This is a genomic window from Agrobacterium genomosp. 2 str. CFBP 5494, from assembly GCF_900013495.1.
GTDB classification, from domain to species: domain Bacteria; phylum Pseudomonadota; class Alphaproteobacteria; order Rhizobiales; family Rhizobiaceae; genus Agrobacterium; species Agrobacterium pusense.
In genome coordinates this window covers 1,028,265-1,049,684 of record NZ_LT009718.1, presented here as the reverse complement: position 1 = coordinate 1,049,684, position 21,420 = coordinate 1,028,265, and the positions used below count along the sequence as shown (strand labels likewise).

Here is a 21,420-nt window from a genome sequence, read left to right as displayed (position 1 = left end):
ATCTTCACGCTACAGCCGAAAGCCGGGCCTTGTCGCCGGACAGCCGGTCGATCATGAAATCGGCGTACCAGTTGACGAACTGCATCACGCCGCCCTCGTCCTCCATGGAGTAAGGGCCGGGCTCATAAGCGGGCGAGCGGATGCCGAAGGCATTTTCCTCGACGATGCGGCGGTCCTGATCGTTGGTTTCGTTCCAGACATGGGTGAGATCCTCAAGATCGTAATCCACGCCCTCCACCGCATCCTTGTGCACCAGCCATTTGGTGGTAACCATCGTCTCGTTGGCGCTGAGCGGCAGCACGCGGAAGGAGATGGTGTGGTCGCCGAGGAAGTGGTTCCAGGTCGTCGGGTAATGGAACAGGAGCAGCGCGCCGATATGGCTGATGCTGACATCGTCCGACAGCGGCCGGCGCACGGCGCGTTTTCCCGACATTGTGTAGCTTTCCGCTTCGCCGATCAGCGGCATGCGCGCCACGCGGAACTGGCCCTTCGGGTCAATCTTGAAACGGCTGGGCAGGCCGGCTGCTTCGCAGCGTGCCCAGTGGCCGCCGATCTCGGGGTCGCTTGCCCCTCCATCCGTTCCCGTCACGCTCGGGTTTTCGGGATAGGTACGGCAGAGTTCCGGATGGTTGGCGGCGCAATGGTAGCACTCGCGGTTGTTTTCCCAGACGAGCTTCCAGTTACCCTTTTCGATGATGGTGCTCTCATGCGCGACCTTGGCTTCCCATATGCGGTGCGGCGCCATGTAGCTTTCCACTTCGGCGCGCATGGGCTCAAAATCCGCCGGCTGATCGGCGAGGCAGATGAAGACGTAGCCAGCGACGGTTTCGCAGGCGACAGGCTTCAGGCCGAAATCGCCCTTGTCGAACTCCTCGCCCATGTGGCGGGCAAAAAGCAGCTTGCCGTCAAGATCGTAGGTCCACTGGTGATAGGGACAGACCAGACGCGCCGACTGGCCCTTCTGCGTGGTGCAGACGCGGGAGCCGCGATGGCGGCAGGAATTGTGGAACGCGCGGATTTGCCCGTCGCGGCCACGAACGATGACGACCGAATAGGCGCCGACCTGCACGGTGAAATAGCTGCCGGACTTCTGTACCTCACAATCATGGCCGACAAACAGCCAGTCGCGATACCAGATGGTCTCCATATCCAGCTTGAAGTAATCCGGGTCCGTGTAGAAGGGCTGTTCCAGGCTAAAACCTTCGCGGCGGTTTTTCAGCTGGCGCAATACGGTATCACGCAATTCCATGGCCAAATCCTCGATCAAACCGCCCTGCCCGACACCATTTGCGGGGGCTGCGGAAGCATGTTCTCATCTAATCATCGGCGGTCATTTGCGGCAGCACAGACAGCGACATCGGCTTCCGCATTGGCGACAAATTGCGACATGTCCGAACGGCGTCTTGAGGCCATTCCACTGCAAAATCCGGCAACTATTTACCGCCTGCAACGACGTCGCAATATGACGCATGATGGCGCAGCCACTGCCCACCCATCAAAAAACAGGGGCTGCAGCGCAACGGAGTATTAACGCACCCTAAATTATCTTACCGGATCGACAGCAACGAGGGTGTTCCCGGTGGAGAAGGCGACACGCATACGCTATTTCGATGCGAGCAGGCATTCGGTCACACCGATACGCTCGAAGACCGCGCATTCCGATTTTTTGCGGACAGGGCGCATCAGCCGTTACGAAGAGCGGTGGCTGCCGAAAGAACGCGTCTACTACAGCCATGACGAAGTGGCTGCGCTGACCGGGCGAAAGCTGGAAGCTGCCGCCGATGCCACCCACAGCCGCCTGAACGGTTTTCACCAGTCCATCCGTTTTCCGAAGATGGTTTTTCACCATCTGCTGAATGACCGGCCGCATCTGGGTTATTGCCACGTCACGGCGGCGACGACCAGCTTCGATGCAGAGCGTCATGTGCTATGGTCCTTCTATTTCGCGAATTTCTTCGCGGAACTGAGCGGTGCCGAAAACTTCTTCGAAAATATCGATGCGCGTTATTCGAGGATGTATTTCGCTGTCGCCATCAACGCCCTTCCCGATCAGGAAATCGCCGTCGATACATCCGTTCATCGCGGCGGCCTGCTGTTCCAGACCCACGATCCGCGCGTGGCGCTGAAAAACGTCCTCATGCTCGGCGCGCGCTCGGAGGAGATGCGCAGGATCATCAAGGCGATATAGCAGCGACAAAGCCCCCAGGGACTTCATCTTTCTTTCTTAGGCATGTCGTTGTCCCGAAACCGACGACCAGTTTCGGACAATGTGCATTAGCGCTTTCCATTCTGCCCGGAAATACGCTATTGACCGCCCTGAAAGGCAGCATCATGGCGCGTCATATCCATATTGAAAACGAGCGGGAAACCGCCCTTCAAGCAGCCGTCACGGAGCTTGCCGCCGGCCAGCCGATCGCCCTGCCGACGGAAACCGTTTACGGCCTTGCCGCCGATGCCACCAACCCTGCGGCCATTGCCCGTATCTACGAGACCAAAGGCCGGCCGCAATTCAACCCGTTGATCTGCCACATGGCAGATATCGCCATGGCGGAACGTTACGCCATTTTCGATCCCATGTCGCTTGATCTTGCACAGGCCTTCTGGCCCGGCCCGCTGACACTGGTGCTGCCGCTGAAACCGGCAAGCGATATTCATGCGCTGGCGACGGCCGGGCTCGATACGGTCGGCATTCGCGTACCGCAAGGTTTTGCCGGCGATCTTATCCGCCGGTTCGGCAAACCGCTCGCAGCCCCCAGCGCCAATAGTTCCGGCAAGATCAGCCCGACAAGCGCCGCCCATGTGGAGGCCGATCTCGGTCAGAAAATCAACCTCATTCTCGACGGCGGGGCGGCTTCGGTCGGCGTCGAATCCACCATCGTCAAGGTGGAGGAAGATGGAAGGGTGCGTCTGCTTCGTCCTGGCGGCGTCGTCACGGCCGAAATAGAGCGTGTTGCGGGCAAGCGGCTTGAACGTTCTGAAAAAGCGTCGGCGGCCATCGAGGCGCCAGGCATGCTCGCTTCGCATTATGCCCCCGGCGCCACCGTGCGCCTCAACGCCACATCGGTTTCGCCTGGCGAAGCGTTGATCCGGTTCGAAGGTATCCCGGTTTCGGGTGAAGAGACCGCCCGCGCCGTTTTCGATCTCAGCCCCTCCGGCGATCTTTCCGAGGCCGCCGCCAACCTGTTCGATTACCTCAAGGCCGCCGATGCAAGCGGCGCAGACAGCATCGCCATCACCAACATTCCCACTCACGGTCTTGGAGAGGCGATCAATGACCGCCTTTCCCGCGCCGCCGCACCGCGGAGCTGAGGCCCGCCGACCATTCGCCCACCGTTTCAAATGACAGAGAGACGCCTGATGACAACCGTCCCCTCCTCCGACATCCTCGACCGATTTGCCGCCATTGTCGGAGACAGGAATGTGGTGCGCGATGCGGCAGAGATGGCCCCGCGGCTGGTGGAAAATCGCGGGCTTTATCGTGGCGCTTCGCCGTTGCTCCTCAAACCCGGATCGGTCGAGGAAGTATCGGCCATCCTGAAGTTCGCCAGCGAGACGGGTACCCCAATCGTGCCGCAGACGGGCAACACCGGCCTTGTCGGCGGGCAAACGCCGCGCGCCGGGGGAACTGACATCATTCTTTCGCTGGAGCGCATGAACCGCATTCGCGACATCGATCCCGTCGCCAATATCATCGTTGCCGATGCCGGCTGCATTCTCGATGACATCCATAAAGCCGCCGATTCGGTTGAACGCATGTTTCCGCTGTCGCTCGGCTCTCAGGGGTCCTGCCGCATCGGCGGCAATCTCGCCACCAATGCCGGCGGTACCGCAGTGCTTGCTTATGGCAATATGCGCCAGCTCTGCCTCGGGCTCGAAGTGGTGTTGCCGACAGGCGAGATCTGGAACGGGCTGCGCCGGCTGAAAAAGGACAATACCGGTTACGATCTGCGTGATCTCTTCATCGGCTCCGAAGGCACGCTCGGCATCATCACCGGCGCGGTGCTGAAGCTTTTCCCGAAGCCACTCGGCCATCAGGTGGCCTTCGCCGGGCTGACCTCAACCGAAGATGCGCTGAAGCTGTTCGAGATGGCGTCAAACCTCTGCGGCACGGCGCTGACCGGCTTCGAGCTCATGCCACGGATTGGCGTGGAGTTTACCGCCAGACATATTCCCGGCGTGCGCGATCCCCTGGAACAGCCCCATGACTGGTACGCACTCATCGACATCTCCACCTCCGATTCGGCCGAGACGGCGGATACGATGATGCAATTGCTGCTGGAGCGTGGTTTTGAGGCCGGGCTGGTCGAGGATGCCGTGATCGCCGCCTCCGAAGCCCAGCGTCAGGCACTGTGGCACATGCGCGAGAGCATGTCGGATGCGCAGAAGCCGGAGGGCGGCTCCATCAAGCACGATGTCTCCGTCCCGGTTTCCAGAATACCGGAGTTCATGGCGACGGCGGAAAAGGCGGTTCTTGCTGCCATCCCGGGCGCCCGTGTCTGCGCCTTCGGCCATCTGGGCGACGGCAACATCCATTACAATATTTCCCAGCCGGTGGGGGCGGACAAGGCGCAATTCCTCGCCCGCTGGCGGGACATGAACGAAATCGTGCACGGCATCGTGCTGTCGCTGGGCGGTTCGATTTCCGCCGAACACGGCATTGGCCAGTTAAAGCGCGACGAACTGGCCGCCATCCGGCCCGGCATCGAAATGGAGCTGATGCGGCGCATCAAACACGCATTCGATCCCGCCGGAATCATGAACCCCGGTAAGGTGCTGGCGGAATAACCCTTCCCGCCTCAGGCCGAAGCCCGCAATGCCCAGGCGGGCACCATTTCCGCATTCAGCCGGCGCGGCTTCTGCGCGCCGACAAATTGCGTCAGGCTCATGCCTGATTTCGCAATCGACATCGCGTGCTTCTTCGGCAGGAGATAACCATGCTCCAGCGGCGGGGTGCGGCGCAGGACACGGCTGAAAACATTCCGCCGGTGATAACGTGATGGGGAAAAGCGCGCTGGCTGTTCGCAGATCGCGACATATTCCAGGATTTCATCGATCCAGCCTGCCTGCGGGCGTGCGCCCGGCTCGATCAGCAGCAACCAGCCGCCACGCGCGGACTTGACGATATCCTCCAGTTCCCATTGCCCATAAAAACGGCAGCCGGCCGCATCGGCCACACGCGACGATCCATCGCGCGAACCGTGATCCAGAATCACCACATCGCTTACAAGCCCTTCCACGGCACCGGTGACAAGCGCAGACAGCGTATGCGCCAGTTCCGGCTCCTGATCCCGGCATTCCATTATGACTGTCAACATGTGCATAGCTCTAACGCATCGCACAATAAATTGCCACCATGCTCGTCGCGGTAAAATCCGCGGGGGTTTATGTCGCTTTCCGCGATCTCAGGTGCCGGCGTGCCCGTCCTGGCGCTGGCCCCGGCAGTACAAAAGGAGCCAAATTTACAATTTTGTTCTTGTATTGTTCTCATTCGTGATGTAGGAATTTAATCATTCGAGGGGCGATGAGGCCTCTCCGGATGGAAACGGTTTAGGGCGTTCAGCGTGCCTCGAAAGGCGTGCGACGTCTTGGGAGCATCCAGATGAGAAATCATTCGCTTTCGGGGCAGGCTGCCTTCCAGCCGAGCCATATGCCTGACATTGCCAATGCGCTGGCCGATGCATCCGGCCTGCGCATCGAGATTGACCGTCGCCGCGGCCGCGGTGCGGGGCTCAATCCCGATGGACGTTTCGAAGCCTTGCAGCGTGAGGTCTTCGACGATGGCTGGCAGACGCTGGAAGAGATGCCGGAATTCCGCACCGAGGTGCAGGTGGAAAAGCCACGCAGCATCATCACCCGCAATGAATCGCCCGATATCCCCTTCGATCGTTCCATCAATCCATACAGGGGCTGCGAACATGGCTGCATTTACTGTTTTGCCAGGCCCACTCACAGCTACATGGGCCTTTCGGCCGGACTTGATTTCGAGGCCAAGCTGTTTGCCAAGCCTGATGCGGCCAAACTTCTGGAACGGGAACTGGCGAAACCCGGCTACAAGGCGCGGGTAATCGCCATCGGCACCAATACCGACCCTTACCAGCCGATTGAGCGCGAATGGCGCATCATGCGGCAGATACTGGAAGTGCTGGCCAAGGCTGATCATCCCGTCGCCATCGTCACCAAATCGGCGCTGATCAAGCGGGATATTGATATTCTCGCGCCAATGGCAAAAAAGGGGCTCGTCAAGGTCGGCATTTCCGTCACGTCGCTGGATCGCAAGCTTTCGCGCACGATGGAGCCGCGCGCCGCCACGCCGGAGAAGCGGCTGGAGGCCGTCAAGGCGCTGACGGATGCCGGAATTCCGGTGGCGGTGATGATGGCACCCGTCATCCCGGCGCTTAACGATCATGAAATCGAGCGCATTCTTGAGGCCGGCAAGGCTGCTGGCGCGACCGAGGCTTCCTATGTGCTTTTGCGGCTGCCGCTGGAGGTAAGCCCGCTGTTCCGTGACTGGCTGCTGCGCAACTATCCGGACCGTTACCGTCATGTCATGTCGCTGGTGCGCTCCATGCGCGACGGCAAGGATTATGACGCGGAGTTCGGCAAGCGCATGAAGGGTGATGGCCCTTATGCCTGGCAGATCGGCAGGCGATTCGAGATGGCGACCAAAAGACTTGGTCTCATCCGCCGCGGCATCAACCTGCGTGACGACCTGTTCGTGCCTCCGGGCGGTGCCGGGGTGCAATTGTCTCTGCTTTGAGAGCCGCATGGTGAAAGTGACTGAAGGTAATGAATGCCCGTGATGAACCAGACGCTACCCTCGGGCTCGACCCTGGAACGTGAACCGAGCGCGGCAGGATCGGATCAAGCCCGAGAGGACATCGAGCATGGGGTAACGCGCCGACAATACGAGGTGCTGTGAGCTTTTAATAAACGGAATTCAAATGACAGGAGCAACCGTCTCATCGTGTTGCTCTCGACGAAATGCCCGGCTGGTTTTCCCTGGCCCGCCGGACATCGCCCCTGGAACCGCCGCCTCGCGTGCGATCGTTTTTCCTCCGCCGCCCTGCTGGAGGATAAAAGGTCATGACGACCTTGGGCACGGTGAGCCACGCCCCTTGACCCCGGCTCATCTTGCCTGTCATCGCCCGCTTCCGGGGGCTTGCAGGAGATCGGGTGTGTGTGCCAGTTTCGCCGCATGAAACGCACGGCCACACCCGATTCTCCTGCCCTTTTTGATCTTGCCGATACCGGCCCGGATTTCTCGTTCGAACTGGAAGCGCGAAAGAAGGGCCTCTGGCCGGTCGCCGGCACGGACGAGGCAGGGCGTGGCCCGCTCGCCGGCCCTGTGGTTGCGGCCGCCGTCATTCTCGATCCGGACAATATTCCTGACGGAATGGATGATTCCAAGAAACTGACGAAGCAAAAGCGCGAGAGCCTGTTCGTCCAGATCATGGAAACCTCGATCGTATCGGTCGCCTCCTCCGGCCCGGGCCTGATCGACACGATGAATATCCTGCGCGCCAGCCTCGACGCCATGCGCCGCGCAGTCCTCGGACTCGAAATTTCCCCCGCCCTCGTACTGGCCGACGGCCGCGACAGGCCGCCAGGCATCACCTGCGAAGCCAAGGCCGTCATCAAGGGCGATTCCCGCTCCCTCTCCATCGCCGCCGCCTCAATCGTAGCCAAGGTGACCCGCGACCGGATGATGGAACGCGCGGGTGTGGTGCATTCATCCTATGGCTTCGAAGGCCATGCCGGTTACGGCACACCGGCCCACCTGCGCGCCATCGAAAGCCACGGGCCCTGCGCGCTGCACAGGATGAGCTTTCGGCCACTGAAGCGGGATTGAGACAAATGGTGAAGTTCTGGCCGCAGCGCGGACGTGACGGCGGCGCCACCTGAGGACATCTCTAGTCCGGCGGTCCAAAGAAATGCTCACTTCATTTGCTTTGAGACGCGGTGATCACTTGGGCCGGAGCAATGTCCTCGGCCAGAAGCGCGCTAACGGAATCCCCCGAATTAATCCGGCGCATTGCTTCGGCGAGAGCCGGTGCGACAGACAACACGGTAAGCTTGGGAAGGCGCTTTTCGGCAGCGATGGGCACCGTGTTGGTGCACACGATCTCAAGCACGTCCGGTTCCGCGGCAAGCCGGGCAACTGCAGAGCCAGCGAGAATTCCGTGCGTGGTGGCGATCCGGATGGTGCGTGCGCCGTGGGCCCGCAGATGTTGGAGCAGCTCAAGAATGGAGCCACCGCTGGCGATCTCGTCATCGAGCACAATGACGTCGCGATTTCGGATATCGCCGATCAGCGCCGAGATGCGCACTTGGGTATCGCTCACCCGTTCTTTGGCGCCGGCCGCGACAGGCACATTCAGCCGCTTTGCAAAGGCGGCCGCGTTCTTGGCATTGCCAAGGTCGGGGGAAACGACGACAGCCCGGCTGAGATCATAACGGAAGAAATAATTGGCGAGCTCGCCCAAGGCGTGGAGCTGATCAACAGGCACGCTGAAAAAGCCGTGGACCTGGGGGGAATGCAGCGTCATGGTGAGCACGCGGCTGGCACCTGCCGTAACTAGGAGATCTGCGACCAGCCGACCGCCGATGGAGATCCTTGGCGCATCTTTCTTATCGGAGCGAGCATAGGAAAAGTGCGGAATGACTGCGGTGATGCGTGAGGCCGACGCACCACGCGCCGCATCGAGCATCAAGAGCAGCTCGATCAGGTTTTCCTGCACAGGCGCACTGAGCGGTTGGACGATAAAGACATCTTGCTCCCGGCAGTTTGCCTGCAGCTGGACCTCAAGGCAATCGTTGGAGAAGCGCTTAGTGCGCACCGGATGCAACGGCACGCCGAGGTGGGAACAAATTTCCTTCGCAAGTTCGGGATGCGCACTACCGCTGAAGATGGCTATCTGGTTCAACGAGAACTCTCCCCTTAACTGTCCAGCTTATGATAGTTGCCTCTGTCATAGTCAACCCTTTGCGGGCAGTGTTGCTAAGGGCCTTCCGATGCTTTCGGTGCGTCCAAACCATGCCAAGTATTGGAGCAAAGCGATGAGCAATCTGCATCAAAAACATTGCAGCCAGTTACCGCCACCCTAAGAGAAATGCCTGTTAGCGAATGCCGCATTTTCGTAGTGCAGGCGGCACCCAATCGTAACCAGCTTTATCACCTCAAACAAAAAACCCCTCGCGGCGGGGCCGGAGGGGTTTTGAACAATACCGAGATAAATCTCAGTTCAGTTTCGACTTCACTTCGCCGATCGTGGCGGTGAAAAGCTTGGCCTTTGCGGCGGCCGTCGTCTTTTCGGCCAGCAGCTTCTCGGAAGCGGCAATGGCGATGTCGACGGCGGCGGCGCGGACGGCGCCGATGGCGTCTTCTTCGGCCTGCTTGATCTTCTGTTCCGAGAGGGCCGTGCGGCGGGCGACGAATTCTTCCGTCTTCTGCTTGGCCTCTTCCGTCAATGCGGCGGCTTCGCGTTCAGCGGCGGCAACGATGCCGGCGGCTTCGGCTTCGGCTTCCTTGCGCTTGCGCTGATATTCGGCCAGCAGGTGCTGGGCCTCTTCACGCAGGCGCTTGGCTTCAGCCAGCTCGTCCTGAATATTCTGCGCGCGCTCGTCCAGAGACTTGGAGAGCATGCCCGGAACCTTGAGATAGGCGATCAGGACGAAGAAAAGGACGAGACCGACGAGAGCGAAAAATGATGCATCAAATGCCATATCAGGCTCCCTTCACGTTCGAAGCGGCGGCAATCGCTGCCTTCACGTCCGTGTCCTTGACCTTTGCGCCAACCAGCTGGTCGACGATTGCGGTCGCGGTTTCTTCGGCGATGGCGCCGACATCGGCGAAAGCCTGGTCCTTGATGCCGGCAATGCGCTTTTCGGCGGCGGCAAGCTTTTCGGCGAGACCGGCTTCAATAGCCGCGCGATCGGCATCGGCCTTCGCCTTGGCGGCGTCACGGGCCGCGGCGCCGATCGAGCTTGCCTTGGCGCGGGCTGCCGCGAGTTCTTTTTCATAGGTTTCGACGGCAGCGTCAGCTTCAGCTTTCAGCCGTGCCGCTTCGTCGAGATCCTGTGCGATGCGTCCATGACGGTTTTCCAGAATGCCGCCGACGCGCGGAACGATGACCTTCTGCATGAGCAGGTAGAAAAGGCCAAACGTAATCGCCAGCCACAGGACCTGCGATGCATAAGTAGACTGGTCGAACGGCGGGAAAACGCCGGAAGAACCGTGCTCGGCGCCATGCGCTACACCGGTTTCCGTGTGCGTGGCTTCCGGTTGCGGCTGGCCAACGGCCGGAGTTTCCGTATGCGTTTCACCTACGGTCGGTGCTGACTGGGCATAAGCCTCGGTCACGAACATGCTCACCTCCAGGGGGACTGCAAATGCGAAGGATCACGGCACGCTATGTTGCGGGCCGTGATCCAGACCTGATGCCGATATTAGACAGCGAACAGGAGAAGGAGAGCAACGAGCAGCGAGAAGATGCCCAGAGCTTCCGTAACGGCGAAGCCGAATACCAGACGGCCGAACTGGCTGTCGGCAGCAGAGGGGTTGCGCAGTGCGCCGGACAGGTAATCACCGAAGATACGGCCGAGTGCGAGGGACGTACCAGCCATGCCGAGGCATGCGAGACCTGCGCCGATGTACTTTGCTGCTTCCGCTTCCATGTGAGACTCCTTGAGATATTGGTTGTTGCGGCTGTTTTTGACGCCCGTTGCCGGGGCCAGCGACTTTACTTCTCAGTGACCACCATGCACGGCGTCGTTCAGGTACATGCAAGTCAGTACCGCGAAGACGTAAGCCTGCAGGAAGGCAACGAGAAATTCGAGAGCGGTCATGGCGACCGTCATGATGAGAGGCAGGACTGCACCGCCGACGCCGAGCGCGCCAAGCGCGCTCATGGAGGCGACGAAGCCTGCGAAAACCTTGAGCGTGATGTGGCCGGCCAGCATGTTCGCGAAAAGACGAACGGAAAGGCTGATCGGGCGCGACAGGAAGGAGATCATTTCAATCGACGCCACAAGCGGCAGAAGCGCCTTGGGCACGCCGGAGGGGGCGAAAATGCCGAAGAAATGCAGACCGTGCTTATAAAAACCGTAAACCACGACCGTGCCGATGACGAGGCAGGCGAGCGCGAAGGTGACAATGATCTGGCTGGTGACCGTGAAGAAATACGGGAACATGCCGAGCAGGTTTGCCGTCAGCACGAACATGAACAGCGAGAAAACGAAGGGGAAGAACACCATACCCTTCTTGCCGGCGCCTTCGCGCAGCATGGAGGCGATGAACTCATAGGACATTTCGGCAACGGACTGCATGCGGGTGGGGATCAGGCCGCGGTTCGACGTTGCGAAATAAAGGAAACCGGAAGCAGCAGCCACGGTCGCGACCATGAAGAGCGACGCATTGGTGAAGGAAAAATCGACGCCGCCAATTTCGATCGGAATGATCGGCTGCACCAAGAACTGATGGGTCGGATCGTTTGCCACCGGCTGCCCTCTTTACCTGTCGCCGACTGTCGCGGCATCTCAACTGTAAGGAAAAACAGCCTCAAAGGCCGCGTTTTCCACCCTCGTCTCGTCTGTCCGCCTTCTCAAGCAGCGGCGGCTTGGCCACCGCGCCCGTCGAACGCAACACATTCAATACGCCTGCGCAGAAACCGAGAAGAAGAAGAACGATCATCCCCCACGGCGTCGTGCCGGCAAAATAGTCCAGAAGATAACCCAGCATAGCGCCGACCACGATGGCCGAAATGAACTCCGATGAGAGCTTAACCGCCATCGCAAAGCCTTTCCGGCTCTCCGCAGCGTTGGTCTCCGCCCTCACTTCCGCCTCATCCTCCGCCTTCACCTTTGCCAACTCGTCAGCAAGGCGTTTGCGGCGCTCGTCCAGACTATCGTCACGGTTGCCAGTCATCTTAAAATCCCACCCATTTTCTCCGTTCCAGCCATGCCAGAACCCTTTGGAGTTGTAAACGGTGACGGATTAAGCCTGTTCCAGCCCGCTCTGAAGTCGCGCGCAACATAGTTTTAGGGGCTTCTCTAGTCAAGGCACTGCGAGCGGTTGTTTAGGCACAAATTAATCATGCAAAAACAATGCCTTGACTAGAAATCACGGTTTGGGGGCGATGTTTCGCCGGGGAATCGGCATTTTTGACACGCAAAATGCGACAAATTGGCGGTGGTATCAGCTCCAGCCGCCACCATAGGTACGGTAAAAGACGTGGAGGCCGATTCTGCCGACCTTCTTCATCGACTTGCCCCAGGCGGGACGCACGTAAACGGCGTGATAGTGGGTGGCAGAGCCAACTTCCTTCAGCCAGATCTTGCCGGCCGTAGTCGCCATGGCCACTTCGCGCGCCATCTTCCAGTGGCGTTCGGAATTCACCCGGTCCTTGATATTATCGCAGGCGAAGGAGAACTGGCAGCGATTGCGCCAGTCCTTGTTCTGGTAGACAACGCCGCAGATGGTTTTCGGATAGGCCGGATTGCGCACGCGGTTTAGGATGACCTGCGCCACCGCCGCCTGACCTTTAACGGACTCACCGCGCGCCTCAAAATAGATGCCTGATGCAAGGCACTGCTGTTCGGCCGGAGAAAACACGGCTGCCGGCAGCGGCGTTGCGGCCCAGGCGTGGTCATCTGGGTTGATCTGCGGTACGAAGCGGCCGGCCTCCGGCTTCTTCAGAATGGCGTCGAAGGGAGACTCGCGGGCAAAATCCGGTTCGGCGGGCGCATAGGCCGTCGCCAGGATGTCCGGCGTGCGGTTGGTGACGAGTTCCGCCAGCATCGGCGAGACGCTCTTGTCCGCCTTCTTTTCCTCGCGGCGGAAATAGAAAGAGGCGAGTTCGATATCCTTGCCGCGCTTCGGCTTGACGAAGGCGGTGCGATCCTTGCGCTTCAGCGGCTCGATATCCAGCATCGAGGTGCGCTGCAGCACCGAACCGGCGGTGAAGGCCTTCGGCGGCTGCATGATTTCGGTGGCGACGATGCGGCCTTTCTTGCCGGCGCGGTTCACCCGCTCGCTGTCCGGCGTCGTTGCCTCGCCCTTCTTGTTGGTGACGAACGCGACCTTGCTGCCATTGGGCAGGGTCATGCCGCCGCCATGCAGCGCCTCGTCCCCTTCCGCATCGTTGAATGTCAGGGAGGCGTTATGCGTCGAGCCCGCCGGGGAGGCAGTCAGCACCATGCGCCATTGTTCGCCGCCCTTGTCGAGGCCCGCCAGAAGCGAGGCGAGATCGGCACGCGCAGCGAGGGAGGGAAAGACAAGCCAGGCGGCCAGGCCGAAGACAACGGGTGACGTCCACTTGGACGCCCATCCCTGAAAGGACACGGGGGACCGACGACGCATTACTCTTTTCGAACGCAAAACCAGCACTCCGAACACCGACAACCGAATTTTCTACAGGTGTTCGAGAATCTCTTATTAACCTTGATGGTTGGTTAACGCCGCGCAGGAAGGTGCCTTCACGTTAATGTGTGAGGGAATGCTAATGAGTGTGGCGCGGAGTCGAGTTCCCATGTGCCGATCAGAACTGCGCCGCAGGGCATCTCCTCAGCCGTTATTCCGGCCTCGAGCCGGAACCAGCCGTCGCGCGTCGGCGCGGCGTAAAGACCCTTTCACCCCAAGGACTTGGGCTGGCTGGATACCGGCTCAAGGCCGGTATGACAGAGAGAACGAGATCGCCCAGCTATATTAAGGGCATGCCACTTCGTCACACCACGACGTGCGAACCGAGTTCCACCACCCGATTGGCAGGCAGGCGGAAATAGTCGGAGGGATCGGCCGCGGTTTCGGCGAGCGCGATGAACAGGCGGTTCTGCCAGCCCGGCATGCCCGATTTCGGATCTGGAACCAGCTTGCGGCGGCCGAGATAGAAGGAGGTCGACATGATGTCGAACTTGTAGCCCGTGCGGCGCAGATAGCCCAGCGCCTGGGTAACATTCTGGGTTTCCATGAAGCCGAAATGCAGCTCGACCACGGCAAAACGGTCGCTCATCTTCGTCAACGTATAACGATCTGCCGGATGAACGCGCGGCTGATCCTCGGTGCGGATCGTCAGGATGACGTTCTTGTCGTGAAGGACATGGTTATGCTTCAGATTATGCAGCAAAGCCGCCGGCGCCGTTTCCGGATCGCCGGTGAGGAAAATCGCCGTACCCGGTACGCGCACCGGCGCATGGGCGCTTTCCTTTTCCACTGAGGCGATGAAGGCCTTCAGCGGCACATCGATGCGGCGCGTCTTGGCGAACAGGATTCTCGAACCGCGCTGCCAAGTCGTCATGATGACCGTGAAGGCAATCGCCAGCAGCACCGGCACGTAACCGCCATCATGAATTTTCAGAAGGTTTGCGCCGAGGAAGATCAGTTCCAGCACCAGAAGCGGGGTCAGCACCGCAAGGGCAAGCCAGATCGACCATTGCCAGCGTTTGCGCACGAACTCGAAGAACATCAGGCTGGTGACGACCATCGCACCGGTGACCGAAATACCATAGGCGGTGGCCAGCGCATCCGAGCTCTTGAAGGTGAGGACCAGGGCAACGACACCGAAAAGCAGGATGGTGTTGACCGCCGGAAGATAAATCTGCCCGGTATTGGTTTCCGAGGTGAAGAGAATTTCCATACGCGGCAGATAGCCGAGGTGAATCGCCTGGCGAACCAGTGAGAAGGCGCCCGTTATAACGGCCTGGCTGGCAATGATTGTCGCGGCGGTCGCCAGAATGACGGCGGGCAGGATCGCCCATTGCGGGAACATCAGATAGAAGGGATTGGACATGGCTGCCGGGTCTTTCAGCACCAGCGCGCCCTGCCCCAGATAGTTCAGCGTCAGCGCCGGGAATACCAGACAGAACCACGCCCACTGGATGGGACGGCGGCCGAAATGGCCGAGGTCTGCATAAAGCGCTTCTGCGCCCGTGATCGTCAGGAACACCGCGCCGAGCACGACAATGCCATAAAAACCTTCATTCGCCAGAAACTCGACCGCGTGCCACGGGTTGAAGGCAAAGAGAATGCTGAAGTCGTCAGCAATATGAATGAGGCCTGCAAGGCCCATGACGATGAACCAGACCGCGGTGATCGGTCCGAAAAATTTTGCCACCGTGCCGGTGCCGTGGGACTGGATGGCGAAGAGGCCAATCAGGATGCCGACAGAGATCGGAATGATGAAGGCGTCCATCTCCGGGGTGACGAGCTTCAGGCCTTCCACCGCCGAAAGCACTGAAAGTGCCGGGGTGATCATGGCATCGCCGAGAAACAGCGCCGCGCCAATCAGGCCAAGCACGATAAGAACGCTGCGATGGGTGCCGGCCGTCTTCATCAGCAGCGCCAGCAGCGACAGCGTGCCGCCCTCGCCGTCATTGTCGGCGCGCAGCAAAAGCGTGATGTATTTGAAGGTGACGATGATCGTCAGAGACCAGATCATCAGCGATGTAAGGCCGATGACCTCTTCCTGCGTCACCCCGTCATAGGCGATGGGCCGCAGGGCTTCGCGAAAGGCGTAGAGCGGGCTGGTGCCGATATCGCCATAAACGACGCCGATCGAACCAAGGATAGCGGCGTAAAGCCCCTTGTTCTTGTGAGCGTCATCCGCATCCGGCTTCTCGGCAACATCCTTGTCAGCGATCTGGGACATGATGATCCTGGCTCCTCAGAGCCAGCCCTTCCAACGAAAAAAGAGAAACGGGATGATTGCGGACATCACCATGACGATCAGCGCAAGTGGATAACCAAATGTCCAGTTCAACTCCGGCATGAGCTGAAAGTTCATTCCGTAAACCGAAGCCACCAGCGTGGGCGGCAGAAAAACCACCGAAGCGATGGAGAATATCTTGATGATGCTGTTCTGCTCGATGTTGATGATGCCGAGCGAGGCATCCAGCAGGAACGTAAGATTGCCGGAAACGAAGGATGCGTGCTCCGTCAGTGACTGTATGTCACGGGAAATCGACTTGCCCTGTTCCCTCGCGCCCTTGTCTTCCCGAACCTGGCCGCTGGTGGACAGGAAGGTCTGCAGGCGCGCCAGCGATGCTAGGCTATCGCGGACCTTCGAGATTAGCCGGTGATACGCGGCGATGTTGGTCAGGCGGTCTTCGAGATAACGCGGCGCCTTGCGCTTGGAACGGGCCTGGCTGCCGAGAATATCAGCGGCGAGATTGTCGATGCCAGCGACCGAGTTTTCGAGAATTTCGGCCGTGCGATCGACGATTGTCTCGAGCAGTTTCAAAAGCAGCGCCGTGCCGCTGCGCATCTCATGCGGCGCGCGGGTGATGGCGGCAATGAAAAGGTGGAATGATTTCGGCTCAGCATAACGGATCGTTACGAGGCGCGTGCCGGCGAGGATGAAGGCGACATCGGTGAGGCGGGGGTCGTCCGAATCCGCCTTCCACACCAGCGATGCGGTCATGAAAACATTGCCGTCTTCCATGTAGAGACGGCTGGAGGGCTCGATATCCTTCAAATCCTCACGCGTCGGCAGATCGAGCTGCAGCAGCTTTTCCACATGCTGCTCTTCCGCCCTGTCCGGGTTGACGAGATCGATCCAGACGATGTCATCAGGAATCTGTACGGAGCCGTCGTCTGACGACAGGCTGATCGCCTCGCAATTGGCGCGATAGGCTTTTATCAATCCGTTTCTCCGCTCCACATTGCAGGCCTTAGCCGCAATGCTGCTTAACATATCCTGTTTGCTGTCGGCAAACCTTTGGACGACACTTCAGGGACCACCGAAACAGGCGCAACGTCATATCGCGCCAGCCCGATGGACCAAGAGCCAAACGGCGCAGGCGTATGCGCCCAAAGCGAGATGCAATCAAGCAATATTTTTTCGCGACAGCTTTGCAGACGAAGCACTTCTGGACTTCATGGCCAGAAACCGCACCGCTACTGGCCATCAATCTTCTGTTTTTACAGGACTATTCACAGCGCAGGTGCGCTTTGCGGTTTTGCCGGCCGTCCGTAGCTTATTCGAAAACGATCTTTGGAGCCGCTTTTCTTTCACCGGCGCCAATACGCTCCCAGACTTTTTTCGCTATCTCGCGGTAGATCGCAGCCTGTGGACCATCCGGGTCGGCAACGACGACAGGCGTTCCGGCGTCCGACATTTCGCGGATGGCGATGGTGAGCGGCACCTCGCCGAGGAACGGCACACCGATCCTTTCGGCTTCCGCCTTCGCGCCGCCGTGGCCGAAAATATCGTAGCGGGCGCCGGTATCGGGTGCGATGAAGTAACTCATGTTCTCGATGACGCCGAGCAATGGCACCTCCACCTTGCGGAACATGGTGATGCCCTTGCGCGCGTCGAGCAGCGCGAGGTCCTGCGGAGTGGAAACGATGACCGCGCCGGCAAGCGGCACCTGCTGGGCGATGGTCAGCTGCGCATCACCCGTGCCGGGCGGCATATCCAGCACCAGCACGTCAAGCTCGCCCCAGGCGACTTCACGCAGCATCTGCATCAGGGCGGACTGCACCATCGGCCCGCGCCAGATCATCGCGGCCTCCTCATCCACCAGAAACCCCATGGACATGACCTTCAGCCCATAATTCTCCATGGGAAGTATGATGCGGTCTTCCTGCTGTTTCGGACGACCGGAAATCTTGAGGAGCCGCGGCAGCGAAGGCCCGTAAATATCCGCATCCAGCATGCCGACCTTCAGGCCAAGCGCCTGAAGGCCGAGCGCAAGATTGACTGATGTCGTCGATTTGCCGACCCCGCCCTTGCCCGATGCGACGGCGATGATGGCGCGGACGCCGGGGACGCCCACCTTGGACGAGCCCGGCTGCTGTGTTGGCCGGCCGGCTGCCGCGGCGGGACGCGCCGGCGCCGGCTGCTGTTGGCCGGGCTTGCGATCGGCAGTCAGCGCCACGACCGCGCCGGCGATGCCCGGAACGCCCTTCGCCGCCTGTTCGGCGGACAGGCGCAACGGCTCCATCTCGGCCGCCCTGTCGGCCGGGACGGTGATCGAGAAATAGGCCTTTCCATCTGCGATGAAGATTTCCGAGACCATGCCGAGGGAAACGATGCTTCTGCCGCTGCCGGGATAGATGACGGCGTCCAGAGCCTTTTCCACCTGGTTCTTGCTGACCTCTGCCATTGTCTTACTCCGTTACATCGTCCGGTCTGATCGGGAAACAATTTGCGCCATCCATAGACAAGCGGGAGCGGTTCGCCAATGCCAAAGCGCAAACAGGAACCATTCGCGACGATTTAGCGCTGCGATTTCAAATCTCGTCATCCATATCGAGCGTCTCCGGATCGAAGACTCGCCCGTCGAAGAAACAGTCGGGTCCCAGAACGAGGCCGGTGCGCGATGCGCCGACATGAACAGGTTCCCTCAGCGTGCCTTCCAGCTTCAGATTGGCGCCTGGCACCGGCACGAAAAGTGGTTTCATCGCCTTGCGAAAAATATCCGGCCTATACGCATTGCGTGCGGCTTCCACCACCGCGGCATCGAAACGGCAACCGGCGGGTATTTCCCCCCAGCGCAACATCTGGCTGAAGAACCAAAGAGCCTGGCTTTGCCATGGAAAATTCGCCGCTTTCGCGCTGGTGACGAAAAATTCCTGAAAACGCTGCATGTCCTTCTGCGAAGTCGAAATATAGCCCGTCAGGGCCGGAAGCAGGAATTCGCCACTGACGTTCATATAATGGGGGGCGGCCAGAATACCGGCAAGTTCCTCGATATTGGCGGGGTTGGCGCACCACTCGCCCGCGCGGTAAAGTGCGCGCAGCAGCCCCTCCAACAGGCTGGCATTCGCATCAGCCCAATCTCGCTTCACGGCAAGTATTTTTTCCGGGGCATTGTGCCAGATGAGCGCGCCCGTCGTCACGATACGCCCGGCGCCACCCAGCACCGCTGCGCTGCCCGCGGGTTCAGCAGAACAGAGCGCATCGACGTCGCCGCTTTCCAGAAGCCCGGGCATCGCCTTCGGCAGCGCTTCGACGATTTCCATGTCACGGCCAAGCAGCACACCGCAGCTTCCGAGCAGATAACGCAGGGCATAAAAGGAGGTCGAGGCGATATCCTCAACCGCGAAGACGGGCGGATTTTCACCCGCGGCCCGGCGTGCGGCGCAGACGCGGGCCATCGCACGGCCGAAAGCCGCCGGGTCCGGCAGCTTCAGTCCCTCACGGTAAAGTTCATCATAAAACCCAGGGGAAACGGTGGTCGCGGAGCCGCCGAGGGAAAGCGTGAAAACGCCGATGATATTGGCCGGCATATCATGGAGACCAACGGCCGACCCCACGGGAACGGGAGCGGGCAAATGCGCGATCTGAACGCCGTCCTCGCCGAGCACCGAAAGAACACCACGTGCGGACTGCTTTCGGACCAGTTCCAGTTCTATGCCTTCATCGGCGGCAAAGCCTTTTTCGGCAGCGACTATCAGCACGGCGCAATCGACAGTCGGAGAAAATCCCGCTTTTACACTATGCCGCTCCGGCAACGATTTCTCCTTTCCGGTGATTCGAAAAGAGGATCGCCCAGGAAGGGCTTTATCACAATGATAAAATTGCGAGTTTCGCTATTTAATCAGTCCGACGCGCAGGGCCTTGGCGACCGCCTGGGTGCGGTTGACCGTATCGAGTTTTTTCGTTGCGCGGTTCAGGTAGTGATTGATGGTATGCTCCGACAACATCATGATCTCGGCGATTTCAGCACTGGTCTTTCCGGCTGCCGTCCAGTTCAGGCAGTCGATTTCCCGTTCGCTCAATGTTTCCGGCACGCGGAGATCGAGACGGCGGATTTCGGACAGCCGGGCAAAGACGTGGCTGGAAATGTAAAAAAGCTCCGCAAGTCGGGCTTCCGGCAGGGCCGTCTTGTTGCCGGAAAAGGATACGGCGCCGCGCCTGAGGGTGACATCATGCACCGGGAACCAGACGGAATTTATCATCTCGAACCGTTCGAAAAGCGCGACCACGTTTTTCTTCAGGACATGCCCCTCGCCTTCGACCAGGAAATCCAGCGACACGGAAAAGGGTACAGTGGATTTTCTTAGCCGCGCCATGACGCGGCTGTTCTGCAACTCGCCTTCTTCATCATAGCGTTGCAACAGTTCGGCCGGCCAGCTGGTGATGACGGTATAATGCGACAATTCGCTTGAGACCTCTGTAGTGAGGTCGAGTACCATGAAGGCCCTGAATTCCCACGCCTCCGTCAGCCGCTTCAGGAAGCGGAATATATCGAACTGCGTATTAAGATTGGCGATCTCGCGAACGCAATCAACACCAATCGACTGAACGCTGGCCGTTTCTGTTTTCTGCATGAAAGCTGTTCTTCGAGCATGAGGAAATGCCGCCGCAAAGGCCCGCCTCTGCCCGGAATTTTGAGGATGTTACTCAGCAAATCGATTCATGCAAACAAAAGTTGAAAATTAGATCAGAATATTCGAAAATTAGCGTTATCTCGCGTAAGCCGGTCATGTCTCCTCTTTTTCGCGGGCGGGCAACCCCATAAGAGGCATCGGCTTTTCGTCAATCATCCGCAACCGGCGATAAGCGATAGACAAGTTCTGCCGAAATTTTATCGGCGGTTGCACGCACCAGCGGCGCCCAGGCGCGGAGCTGTTCCACATCCACCCTGTAGGCGGGGCCGGTCACTGAAATCGCCGCGCGGAAACTGCGTCCCGGGGCCGGTAACGGCGCCGCAACGCAATGAATGCCGATCTCGTGCTCCTGAAGATCGAAACCGTAACCGAGGGTGCGAATGGCCGAAACATCCTCCATCAGGGCCTGCGGTGTGGTGATGGTGTTGTCCGTGAAGCGCTTAAAATCCAGCCCGGCCGCGAGATCTTCCAGATCGCCGGCGGGCAGCAGCGACAGCGCAGCCTTACCCACGCCGGTGCAATAGGCTGGCGAGGTCTTTCCAACCTGCGAATGCATGCGCAAGCTGTGCTTGCCCTCAATCTTGTCCAGATAGGTCACTTCGCGCCCGATCAGAACCGCGAGATGCACCGATTCCTGCGTTGCCTCCTGCAGCGCCGCCAGGTGTGGGGCGGCTATGCTGCGCAGATCGTTGCCACTCCAGGCTTTGGCTGCAAACTGCAACAGCCTCAGGCCAACAACGTAGGTCTGGTCGGGGGCCTGGTCTATCAGGCCTTCGGCAAGCAGATGTGCGAGCTGGCGATGGACGGTGCCTCGCGGCTGCCCGCACGCTTCCACCACATCGGTGAAACGCATCTGCCTTTCAGAAAGGGCGATCAGTTCCAGGAGCGAGATGGCCTTACCAAGTGTACCGGTGTCGCTATCGGTTTTTTGCCGCGCGGCTGGAACTGCGCTGCGCATCCTGCCATTGGGAATTTCGATATCAGGCATGGCAACATCCATTGTCATTCGCCTTGACATGAGGCTTGCGCCAAGGGAATAATTCCATTTATTAAAATCTAGTTCCAAATAATGGAACAATCAAGCCCCTGAC

General features: G+C 59.5%; 20 protein-coding genes. 5 read left to right on the top strand and 15 right to left on the bottom strand.

What is annotated here, in order from left to right:
- Positions 1-4: 4 nt before the first annotated feature.
- Positions 5-1,249 carry an aromatic ring-hydroxylating oxygenase subunit alpha gene (locus AGR2A_RS04925; protein WP_006699899.1) on the bottom strand — a complete coding sequence of 415 codons (1,245 nt, stop codon included), beginning with the start codon at positions 1,247-1,249 and terminating at the stop codon, positions 5-7.
- 330 nt (positions 1,250-1,579) lie between these two features.
- Between AGR2A_RS04925 and AGR2A_RS04920 the strand changes: the two genes are divergently transcribed.
- The 3 genes from AGR2A_RS04920 (at position 1,580) to AGR2A_RS04910 (ending at position 4,785) form a co-directional block, all read left to right on the top strand.
- Positions 1,580-2,188: a DUF6656 family protein gene (locus AGR2A_RS04920; RefSeq protein ID WP_004440288.1), complete on the top strand. Its 609-nt coding sequence runs from the start codon at positions 1,580-1,582 to the stop codon at positions 2,186-2,188.
- A gap of 143 nt (positions 2,189-2,331) precedes the next feature.
- Positions 2,332-3,309 carry an L-threonylcarbamoyladenylate synthase gene (locus AGR2A_RS04915; protein ID WP_072494873.1) on the top strand — a complete coding sequence of 326 codons (978 nt, stop codon included), beginning with the start codon at positions 2,332-2,334 and terminating at the stop codon, positions 3,307-3,309.
- Between the two features lie 48 nt (positions 3,310-3,357).
- Positions 3,358-4,785: an FAD-binding oxidoreductase gene (locus tag AGR2A_RS04910; RefSeq protein ID WP_107327577.1), complete on the top strand. Its 1,428-nt coding sequence runs from the start codon at positions 3,358-3,360 to the stop codon at positions 4,783-4,785.
- A gap of 11 nt (positions 4,786-4,796) precedes the next feature.
- Here AGR2A_RS04910 and AGR2A_RS04905 read toward each other — a convergent pair whose 3' ends face one another.
- Positions 4,797-5,315, bottom strand: a complete 519-nt coding sequence (locus AGR2A_RS04905) for a hypothetical protein (RefSeq protein ID WP_004440279.1) — start codon at positions 5,313-5,315, stop codon at positions 4,797-4,799.
- A gap of 284 nt (positions 5,316-5,599) precedes the next feature.
- On the opposite strand from AGR2A_RS04905, the gene AGR2A_RS04900 reads away from it, so the two are divergent.
- Entirely contained in the window at positions 5,600-6,757 is a 1,158-nt protein-coding gene (locus AGR2A_RS04900) for a PA0069 family radical SAM protein (protein ID WP_022555710.1), read from the top strand.
- 438 nt (positions 6,758-7,195) lie between these two features.
- Positions 7,196-7,849 carry a ribonuclease HII gene (locus AGR2A_RS04895; RefSeq protein ID WP_072494030.1) on the top strand — a complete coding sequence of 218 codons (654 nt, stop codon included), beginning with the start codon at positions 7,196-7,198 and terminating at the stop codon, positions 7,847-7,849.
- A gap of 91 nt (positions 7,850-7,940) precedes the next feature.
- Here the strand turns inward: AGR2A_RS04895 and AGR2A_RS04890 are convergent, their stop codons facing one another.
- The 13 genes from AGR2A_RS04890 to AGR2A_RS04830 all read right to left on the bottom strand — a co-directional run bounded on the left by AGR2A_RS04890 (position 7,941) and on the right by AGR2A_RS04830 (position 21,347).
- Positions 7,941-8,924: a ribose-phosphate diphosphokinase gene (locus AGR2A_RS04890; protein ID WP_004440272.1), complete on the bottom strand. Its 984-nt coding sequence runs from the start codon at positions 8,922-8,924 to the stop codon at positions 7,941-7,943.
- 313 nt (positions 8,925-9,237) lie between these two features.
- Complete coding sequence (locus AGR2A_RS04885; protein WP_004440269.1) at positions 9,238-9,723, bottom strand: F0F1 ATP synthase subunit B; 486 nt, start codon at positions 9,721-9,723, stop codon at positions 9,238-9,240.
- A gap of 1 nt (position 9,724) precedes the next feature.
- The gene (locus tag AGR2A_RS04880; RefSeq protein WP_004440268.1) at positions 9,725-10,366 is read right to left on the bottom strand and encodes a F0F1 ATP synthase subunit B; all 642 of its coding nucleotides are present in this window, start codon (positions 10,364-10,366) and stop codon (positions 9,725-9,727) included.
- A gap of 80 nt (positions 10,367-10,446) precedes the next feature.
- Positions 10,447-10,674 carry a F0F1 ATP synthase subunit C gene (locus tag AGR2A_RS04875; protein WP_003494147.1) on the bottom strand — a complete coding sequence of 76 codons (228 nt, stop codon included), beginning with the start codon at positions 10,672-10,674 and terminating at the stop codon, positions 10,447-10,449.
- Between the two features lie 72 nt (positions 10,675-10,746).
- Positions 10,747-11,496: a F0F1 ATP synthase subunit A gene (locus AGR2A_RS04870; RefSeq protein ID WP_004440258.1), complete on the bottom strand. Its 750-nt coding sequence runs from the start codon at positions 11,494-11,496 to the stop codon at positions 10,747-10,749.
- A 61-nt stretch (positions 11,497-11,557) separates the two neighbouring features.
- Positions 11,558-11,923: an AtpZ/AtpI family protein gene (locus AGR2A_RS04865; RefSeq protein WP_022555707.1), complete on the bottom strand. Its 366-nt coding sequence runs from the start codon at positions 11,921-11,923 to the stop codon at positions 11,558-11,560.
- 270 nt (positions 11,924-12,193) lie between these two features.
- A complete protein-coding gene (locus AGR2A_RS04860; protein WP_072494029.1) occupies positions 12,194-13,357 on the bottom strand; it encodes a cell wall hydrolase in 1,164 nt (387 codons plus the stop codon).
- A gap of 364 nt (positions 13,358-13,721) precedes the next feature.
- Positions 13,722-15,641, bottom strand: coding sequence for a potassium transporter Kup (locus tag AGR2A_RS04855; RefSeq protein ID WP_004440255.1), 1,920 nt, complete (start codon positions 15,639-15,641; stop codon positions 13,722-13,724).
- A gap of 15 nt (positions 15,642-15,656) precedes the next feature.
- Entirely contained in the window at positions 15,657-16,634 is a 978-nt protein-coding gene (gene corA, locus AGR2A_RS04850) for a magnesium/cobalt transporter CorA (RefSeq protein ID WP_006699906.1), read from the bottom strand.
- 334 nt (positions 16,635-16,968) lie between these two features.
- Positions 16,969-18,099 carry an Mrp/NBP35 family ATP-binding protein gene (locus AGR2A_RS04845; protein ID WP_004440253.1) on the bottom strand — a complete coding sequence of 377 codons (1,131 nt, stop codon included), beginning with the start codon at positions 18,097-18,099 and terminating at the stop codon, positions 16,969-16,971.
- A gap of 127 nt (positions 18,100-18,226) precedes the next feature.
- On the bottom strand, positions 18,227-19,450 hold the full coding sequence (locus AGR2A_RS04840) for a CmpA/NrtA family ABC transporter substrate-binding protein (protein WP_004440252.1): 1,224 nt from the start codon (positions 19,448-19,450) through the stop codon (positions 18,227-18,229).
- A 78-nt stretch (positions 19,451-19,528) separates the two neighbouring features.
- Positions 19,529-20,269, bottom strand: coding sequence for a helix-turn-helix transcriptional regulator (locus AGR2A_RS04835; protein ID WP_004440251.1), 741 nt, complete (start codon positions 20,267-20,269; stop codon positions 19,529-19,531).
- 208 nt (positions 20,270-20,477) lie between these two features.
- Entirely contained in the window at positions 20,478-21,347 is an 870-nt protein-coding gene (locus AGR2A_RS04830; protein ID WP_072494028.1) for an IclR family transcriptional regulator, read from the bottom strand.
- Positions 21,348-21,420: the final 73 nt, after the last annotated feature.